Below are 5199 nucleotides of genomic sequence, written 5' to 3'. Positions count from 1 at the left end.
CCCGGTCCGGGGCGTCCGGCCGGCCCGACCAGGCGGTCGCGTCGTTGACCTGCACGCGCGCCCGGTCGCCGCCGCCGTGCACCATCGCGCCGAGCCGGCCGTTCCCCACCGGGAACGCCTCGACCCACGTCCGCGCCGGTCCGGCGAAGGACAGCAGGGTGCGACGGCCCGCCACGTCAGCCCTTGATCGCGCCGAAGATCACGCCCTTGGTGAAGTGGCGCTGCACGAACGGGTAGACGAGCAGGATCGGCACGATCGCGAGGACCATGACGGCCATCTGGACGGGCAGGCCGCTCACGACACCGGTGGCCGCGTCGACCTGGCCGGTCGTCCCGCCGCCCGGCAGGCTCACGCCCTGCAGGACGTAGGACCGCAGGACCAGCTGCAGGGGCCACTTCGCGTTGTCGTTGATGTAGAGCATCGCGTTGAAGAACGCGTTCCAGTACCCCACGCCGTAGAAGAGCGCGACGACCGCGACGGCCGCCTTCGACATGGGCAGGACGATCCGGCCGAGGACCCGCCAGTCGCCCGCGCCGTCGATGCGGGCGGCGTCGAGGATCGACTGGTCGATGCCCATGAAGAAGCTGCGCAGGATCAGCACGTTGAACGCGGACACGGCGCCCGGCAGGATCAGCGACCAGTAGCTGTTGATGAGCCCGAGGCTGCTGACCAGCAGGTACGTCGGGATGAGGCCCGCGCCGAAGAACATCGTGATCAGGAAGACGAACAGGATCGGCCGGTGCAGGACCGAGCCGGGCCGCGACAGCCCGTACGCCGCGAGGACCGACACGATCGTCGAGATGACGGTGCCGACCGCGGTGATCCCGACGCTCACGAGCGCGGCGCGCGACACCACGCCGCCCGACAAGATCTGCCGGTAGGCGTTGAGGGTGAGCTCGCCGGGCACGGTGACGAGGCCCCCGACGCGCAGCGTCTCCGCCTGCGTCGAGAAGCTCGTGAGGACGACGGTCCACAGCGGGAACAGGACCGCGAGCGCGACGAGCGTGAGCACGAGCCCCTTGAGCGCGAGGCCGACGGGGGTCGGGCGCTCCTCCCAGACCGGCCGGTGCTTCGACCCGCGTCGGCGACGCGGCGCGGGGGTCGGGCGGTCGGGCGCCGTGCCGACCGCCGCGGCGGGCAGCACCGGGGGTGCTGCGGTGATCTCCGGTGACTGTCCGCTCATGCGCGCTTGTACACCCCCGCCTCGCCGAACACGTGGGCGAGCTTGTTGGCACCCAGCACGAGGACCAGGCTGACGACTCCCTTGACGAGGCCTGCGGCGGCCGCGAAGCTCCAGTCCGCGTACACGACGCCCTGGTAGTAGACGTACGTGTCGATGACCTCGGCGACGTCCACGCCGACTGCGGCGCGCTGCAGGATGAGCTGCTCGAAGCCGACGGTGAGCGAGTCACCGAGGCGCAGGATGAGCAGCAGGATGATGACGGGCCGCATGGCCGGCAGGGTCACGTGCCACATGCGCCGCCAGCGGTTCGCGCCGTCGACGGCCGCGGCCTCGTAGTGCTCGGGCGACACGGTCGACAGCGCGGCGAGGAAGATGATGATCCCCCAGCCGGCGTCCTTCCAGACGGACTGCATCGTGATGAGCACGAGGAACGTGTCGGGGTTCGTCATCATGTCGAAGCCCGCCAGGCCGTGGTCGCGCAGCGTCTGGTTGACGAGCCCGGCGCCGCCGAAGATCTGCTGGAAGATCGTGACGACCAGCACCCACGAGAAGAAGTGCGGCAGGTAGACGATCGACTGGATCGTCGTGCGCACGCGGGGCGACAGCACGCTGTTGAGCAGCAGCGCCAGCAGGATCGGGATCGGGAAGAAGAACAGCAGCTGGAACGCGGTGATGACGAGCGTGTTGCCGACCGCGTCGAGGAATAGCGGGTTGGTGAAGACCCGCTCGAAGTTGGCCCAGCCGACGTACGTGGAGTGCAGGAAGCCCGTGTAGGGCGAGTACTGCTGCCACGCGATGACGTTGCCCAGCATGGGGACGTACGCGAACACGACCAGCAGCACGACGGCCGGCAGCACCATGATCAGGAGCGAGCGGTCGTGCTTGAGGCGCGTGCGGAGCGGGATCTTCCGGACCGGCGGCCGGGCCGGCGCGGAGGTGTCCCCCGCGCCGGTCACCGGGTCCGGCGCCGGCGCGGACGAGCCGCGCCGGCGGGTCAGTGCGTCGAGTGCCATGAGCGCCTCAGGACTGGCTGTCCAGGATGTCCTGGTAGAACGCGCGCAGCTCCTCGCCGCCCGACGACCGCCAGGTCTCGATCGCGGCGTCGAGGTCCGCCATGGACTTGCGACCGCGCGAGATGTCCTTCTCGAGGTCGACGAACGGCTGGCCGATCGACGCGTACTGCGCGGGCTCGACGATCTGCTGCGCGTAGAACAGCGGGTCCTGCGCGTAGCCCGACGCCTTCGCCTTCCACTCCGACGCGGCCTTGACGTAGCCGGGGTACTGCACGTGCGTCTCGGACAGCGGCGGGTCGACGAGGAAGATGTACGTCGGCTGCAGCTCGGTCGCGGCGAGGGCCGTCGGGACCGGCAGTCCGTCGGCGCCCTTCGTGTAGTGCACGCCCTCGACGCCGTTGTTGATGACGTCGTACTCGGTCGTCCCGAACGGCGCCGCGATGACGTTGGCCAGCGCGAGCAGCTCCTTGATCCGGGCCTCGTCATCGGACTTCTTGAGGAACGAGAAGATGTTCGCCGGGTTGCCCTTCCACAGCACGGGCTCGCCGCCGTCGGCCGCGAACGGGTCGAACGGCTGCTGCCAGTACGACGGGTTCGCGGCGAGGTTGTCGCGCATGGCCTCGTGCCAGCCGCCGACGCCGTCCGAGGCGATGAGCGTCTGGCCGCTCTGGAAGCGCAGCTTCGCGTCGCCGGTCTGGCCCGCGACCGCGTCGGGGTGGACCGCGCCCGACGCGAACAGCGCCGCGTTCCACTCGAGCGCCTGGCGGTACTCGTCGGTCTCGACCCGGTGGACGAGCTTGTCGCCCTCGAGCTTCCACTTCGGCACGACGCCGTGGATGATCGCGGCCGTGTTCCACAGGTCGTCGGCACCCCACTGGTTGCCGCCCGTGAGCTCCTTGGCGAGGTCGAGCAGGTCCTGCCCGTTCGTCACGGCCGGCGTGATCCCCATGGCCTCGAGCAGGTCCCGGCGGTAGAACGTCGCGTCGGTGATCGTCTCGCCCGGGAACGGCAGGCCGTAGAGGCGGCCGTTGAAGACGCAGAACTTCCACGCGTCGGACGGGATGTTCGCGAGGTTCGGGTACTCCTCGACGAGGTCGCCCGCGAGGTACGGCGTGAGGTCCTGGAAGACGTTGCCGACGATCTCGGAGCCGAACCGCGGCGGGAGGTTCCACGTCGGGATCGAGACCCAGTCCGGGACGTCCTTGGCCGACGCGAGCACGGCCGCGAGCTTGTCGCCGTAGGTGTTGCCGTCGGCGATCTGGAAGTTGAGGTCCGAGCCCATGAGCTCGTTGACCGCCGCGTAGTACTGGTTGCCCTTGGTCGGCGGGATCGTGCCCCACAGGGGCGTCATCGCGGTGAAGACCAGGCCCGTGCCGGGGGCCGTGGGCACGGAGCGCACGAGCTCGGCGGGGATCTTCTCGTACCCGGGGACGGACCCGGAGACGCTCGGGTAGTCCGGTTCGGCGTAGGTGACCGGGATGTACGTCGGGATGACGTCGCCGATCGGTGCCGCGCTGGTGGCCGCTCCGGTGGGGGTTCCGGGGCTGCACGCGCTGAGCAGGGACGGGACGCCGACGACCGCGGCGCCGGCGGCCAGCATCCCCAGGAACGAGCGCCGGTCGACAGCCACGTCGCCGACGCGGCCGAGCTGGAGGGGAGGGGTCATCTTCGTCCTTCACTTCCTCGTGAGGCGGGATCGCGCATCGAAGCGGTTCGATCGCGGGAAATGTACGGCATGAACGAATCGTCGGGCAAGGGTCGGTCCGTGGGGGCGACCGCCTTGCCTGATCGGGCGTCGTGGACCACCATGAACCGCGCGAGTCCGTCGAACTCCGGCGATGGTGACAGTCCTCAGGGGCCCGTGGCGATCGTCGAAACGGTTCAACCAGCGGCTTCGTCACGCCGGGCGACGGAGCACCGGTCCGTCGACGCCGCCCGCCTGCTCGACCCGACCCACCGTGAGGACCCCGTGGCCGACGACGCCCCGCCCACCCCGCCGTTCCGCGACCCCGCGCTCCCCCTGGCCGACCGCGCCCGCGACCTGCTGCAGCGGCTCACGCCCGACGAGAGGCTCGCGTTCCTGCACCAGCGCGTGCCCGCCGTCCCCCGGCTCGGGCTCGCCGAGTTCCGCACCGGCACCGAGGCCCTGCACGGCGTCGCGTGGCTCGGCACCGCGACGACGTTCCCGCAGCCCGTCGGGCTGGCCGCGACGTGGGACCTCGACCTGCTCACGCAGGTCGGCGAGGTCGTCGGCACCGAGGTCCGCGCCAAGCACGCGGCCGACCCGACCGTGTCGCTCAACGTCTGGGCGCCCGTCGTCAACCCGCTGCGGCACCCGCGCTGGGGTCGCAACGAGGAGGGCTTCTCCGAGGACCCCCACCTCACCGCCACGCTCGCGACCGCCTACGCGCGCGGGCTGCGCGGCGACCACCCCGTCTACTGGCGGACGGTCCCGACCCTCAAGCACCTGCTCGCGTACGGCGTCGAGACGGACCGCGCCGTCCTCAGCGCCCAGCTCCCGCCGCGCGCGCTGCACGAGTACGAGCTGCCCGCGTTCCTCGGGCCGCTGCGGGCCGGCGTCGTCGGCGCCGTGATGCCGTCCTACAACCTCGTCAACGGGCGGCCGACGCACGTGTCGAAGGACCTGGTCGACGCGCTGCGCGACGAGCGCGACGGGTTCCTGCTCGTCGTCTCCGACGCCGGTGCACCGAGCAACCTCGTCACGGGCGAGCGGTACCACGCCGACCACGCGACCGCCGCGGCGGCCGCGCTCCGGGCCGGCGTCGACTCGTTCACCGACCACGACGCGGACTCGTCGATCACGATCGGGCGGGTCCGGGCCGCGCTCGACGCCGGGCTGCTCGACCAGGCCGACGTCGACCGCGCCGTGCTGCGCCAGCTCGAGCTCCGGCTCGCGACCGGCGAGCTCGACCCCGACCTCGACCCGTGGGCCGGGATCGGCGCGGACGCGATCGACCTGCCCGAGCACCGCACGCTCGCCC

The 5199-nt window shown here is 71.2% G+C and carries 5 protein-coding genes; 1 reads left to right on the top strand and 4 read right to left on the bottom strand.

From position 1 onward, the window contains the following. From HGA02_RS09625 to HGA02_RS09610, 4 genes are all read right to left on the bottom strand, one after another. A partial coding sequence (locus tag HGA02_RS09625) for a glycoside hydrolase N-terminal domain-containing protein (RefSeq protein ID WP_168678825.1) occupies positions 1 to 175 on the bottom strand: 175 nt, incomplete at its 3' end. 1 nt (position 176) lies between these two features. Beyond that, complete coding sequence (locus tag HGA02_RS09620; protein ID WP_168678824.1) at positions 177 to 1184, bottom strand: carbohydrate ABC transporter permease; 1008 nt, start codon at positions 1182 to 1184, stop codon at positions 177 to 179. Continuing rightward, positions 1181 to 2197, bottom strand: a complete 1017-nt coding sequence (locus HGA02_RS09615) for an ABC transporter permease (protein ID WP_168678823.1) — start codon at positions 2195 to 2197, stop codon at positions 1181 to 1183. The genes HGA02_RS09620 and HGA02_RS09615 overlap by 4 nt, the downstream gene beginning before the upstream one ends. Before the next feature lie 7 nt (positions 2198 to 2204). Further along, positions 2205 to 3863 carry a twin-arginine translocation signal domain-containing protein gene (locus HGA02_RS09610; protein ID WP_168678822.1) on the bottom strand — a complete coding sequence of 553 codons (1659 nt, stop codon included), beginning with the start codon at positions 3861 to 3863 and terminating at the stop codon, positions 2205 to 2207. Positions 3864 to 4166: 303 nt separating this feature from the next. On the opposite strand from HGA02_RS09610, the gene HGA02_RS09605 reads away from it, so the two are divergent. Then, on the top strand, positions 4167 to 5199 hold a 1033-nt coding region (locus HGA02_RS09605), incomplete at its 3' end, for a glycoside hydrolase family 3 protein (protein WP_168678826.1).

It is taken from the genome of Cellulomonas septica, from assembly GCF_012396155.1.
GTDB classification, from domain to species: Bacteria; Actinomycetota; Actinomycetes; order Actinomycetales; family Cellulomonadaceae; genus Cellulomonas; species Cellulomonas septica.
Note: the sequence above shows the minus strand (reverse complement) of the source record. Positions and strands in the feature narration are given on the sequence as shown.

Bases quoted from the DNA above. Each gene is read 5' to 3' on its own strand.
- HGA02_RS09610 (WP_168678822.1), bottom strand. From the start codon at position 3,863: ATGACCCCTCCCCTCCAGCTCGGCCGCGTCGGCGACGTGGCTGTCGAC.
- HGA02_RS09615 (WP_168678823.1), bottom strand. From the start codon at position 2,197: ATGGCACTCGACGCACTGACCCGCCGGCGCGGCTCGTCCGCGCCGGCG.
- HGA02_RS09620 (WP_168678824.1), bottom strand. From the start codon at position 1,184: ATGAGCGGACAGTCACCGGAGATCACCGCAGCACCCCCGGTGCTGCCC.